This window comes from Streptomyces sp. MnatMP-M17 (assembly GCF_900091995.1).
Classification (GTDB): Bacteria; Actinomycetota; Actinomycetes; order Streptomycetales; family Streptomycetaceae; genus Streptomyces.
Genome location: NZ_FMDK01000754.1, coordinates 1 through 1,923 on the forward strand (window position 1 = coordinate 1; position 1,923 = coordinate 1,923).

Annotated in this window: 2 protein-coding genes; one reads left to right on the forward strand and one right to left on the reverse strand. The window is 71.1% G+C overall.

Annotated elements, in window-relative coordinates; translation table 11 throughout:
• The first annotated feature begins 275 nt into the window (after positions 1-275).
• Entirely contained in the window at positions 276-1,043 is a 768-nt protein-coding gene (locus GA0115259_RS29850) for a VOC family protein (protein WP_093602794.1), read from the forward strand.
• 111 nt (positions 1,044-1,154) lie between these two features.
• Here GA0115259_RS29850 and GA0115259_RS29855 read toward each other — a convergent pair whose 3' ends face one another.
• Positions 1,155-1,472 (reverse strand): UBP-type zinc finger domain-containing protein, encoded by a 318-nt coding sequence (locus GA0115259_RS29855; protein WP_237540591.1) that lies wholly within the window; start codon positions 1,470-1,472, stop codon positions 1,155-1,157.
• Positions 1,473-1,923 lie beyond the last annotated feature (451 nt).

Sequence of the window (1,923 nt, forward strand, 5' to 3'; positions counted from 1 at the left end):
TGGCAGCCCACCCGCGCCAAGGCGGACGCGGCCCTCGCCGCCGCAACGCGCTGACACCGCGCGCTGACACCGCCCGTCGGCACCGCGCCGGGGTCCGCACGACGTCCCGACGACGTCCCGCGGACCCCGGTACGACCGGCACCCGGCGAGGAAGTCGTGCGCGGCCTGGCAGAGTAGAGACAGGGAAAGCGGTAACACGTAGTGGCAGCAAGGCTAGTGGAGAGCGGCGACACGTGACGGACGAGGGCGGAGTGAGCGGTGTGGAGCGGGACAAGATGGAGTCACAAACGGTTGCGGGAGCCCCATGCTGGGTGACTCTCCTCTCACGTGAACTGCCCGCCGCCCAGGCCTTTTACGGCGATGTCCTCGGCTGGTCCTACCGGCCGGCCGGGCTCGGGGACGACTTCTGTGTCGCGCTCTCCGACGGAATGCCCGTCGCGGGCATCGGCGCACTGGCCTCCTCCCTCCAGGTCGCCGTCTCCTGGACACCGTACTTCGCGGTGGCCGATGTGGACGAGGCCGCGGCCAGGATCAGGGAGCGCGGCGCGACCGTGGCGGTGGGCCCGCTGGCCTTCCACTCGGGCCGGGCCGCGCTGGCCATGGATCCCGACGGCGCGGCGTTCGGGATCTGGGAGGGCGCCGTACGCACCGACTGGACGGTGGGACGCGGCAGCGCGCCGGCCTGGCTGGAGCTGCGTACCCGCGACACCGCCGACGCGGCCCGGTTCTACGGCCAGGTCCTCGGCTGGGCGCCGGAGACCGAGGGCGGACTCACTCTGGTACGCGAGGACGGTGACGCGGTGCTGCGGCAGGACGAGCATGTGGTGGCCAAGATCCGCGGCGGCGCCGTACAGGCCGTGCCCGATCCACGGATCAGACCGCGCTGGCATGTCTACTTCCGGGTGCCCGAGGTGCCCGGTTCGGTCGACGCCGCGCTCAAGAGCGGAGGCGCGCTGCTCTCACCGCCGGATCCCTCGCCGGAGCTGCGGGAGGCGACGCTGCGCGATCCGGACGGCGCCCTGTTCACCGTGACCTCGGGCTGACAGCGGCGCGAACCTCGGGCTGACACCGGCGGGCCGGGCGTCCCGGGGGCAGCCGCCCCGCCCCGAGACGCCCGGGTCGTGCCGGCCCAGGCCGGTGGTGGTCCTCCCGCGTCAGGCCGGCCGTACGGGAGGGACGCCCTCCACCTCGAAGACGACCTCGTCCTCGTAGCACCACCACCAGCCCTCGCCGGGCTCGTAGGAGCGGATGAGCGGATGGCCGGTCGCCTTGTTGTGCGCCGTCGCGTGCTTGTTCTTGGAGGAGTCGCAGCAGCCGATGTGTCCGCAGCTCTGGCACTCACGCAGATGCACCCAGGTGTCACCGAGCGCGACGCACTCCGGGCAGCTGTCGGCGCTGTCCGGGTCCACCGGTTCGACATCCGCGAGATGACTACAGATCATCCCGCCGATCCGCTGTTCATCGTTCTCCATAACGCCGCCGCCCGTCCGACCCCACAGGTCCCTTCGAGTCAGTCGCACCTTCACCGTACGACCGGTCTCCCGCACCCGCCAGCAGAGCGCACCACCGAGCTCTTCCTCGGACGGGTTCCCGCCCTGACCTGCCGGGGCTTGCCGCGGGCCGACCCGAAAAGCTGCCCTTGACCCGCACTCGGAAAACAGCATGCGCGGGTTCCGTACGGCTTTCAACATTCGGCGTACTCACTGCCTTCACCAGGCCTTCATTCCGCCGATCGACCATCTGACTCGCTGAGCAGTACTGGGACCGGCGAGGAGCTGCAATGGGCCACGGCCATCACCACCACCCGCATGACCACACGCACGACCACGCGCATGACACTCCGGCCGACAACGGCCCTCTGCCGGCGGCGCTCGACGCCAGCGTGCCGGACAGCGAGCTGTCGCCGAGCCAGCTCTCCCGCCG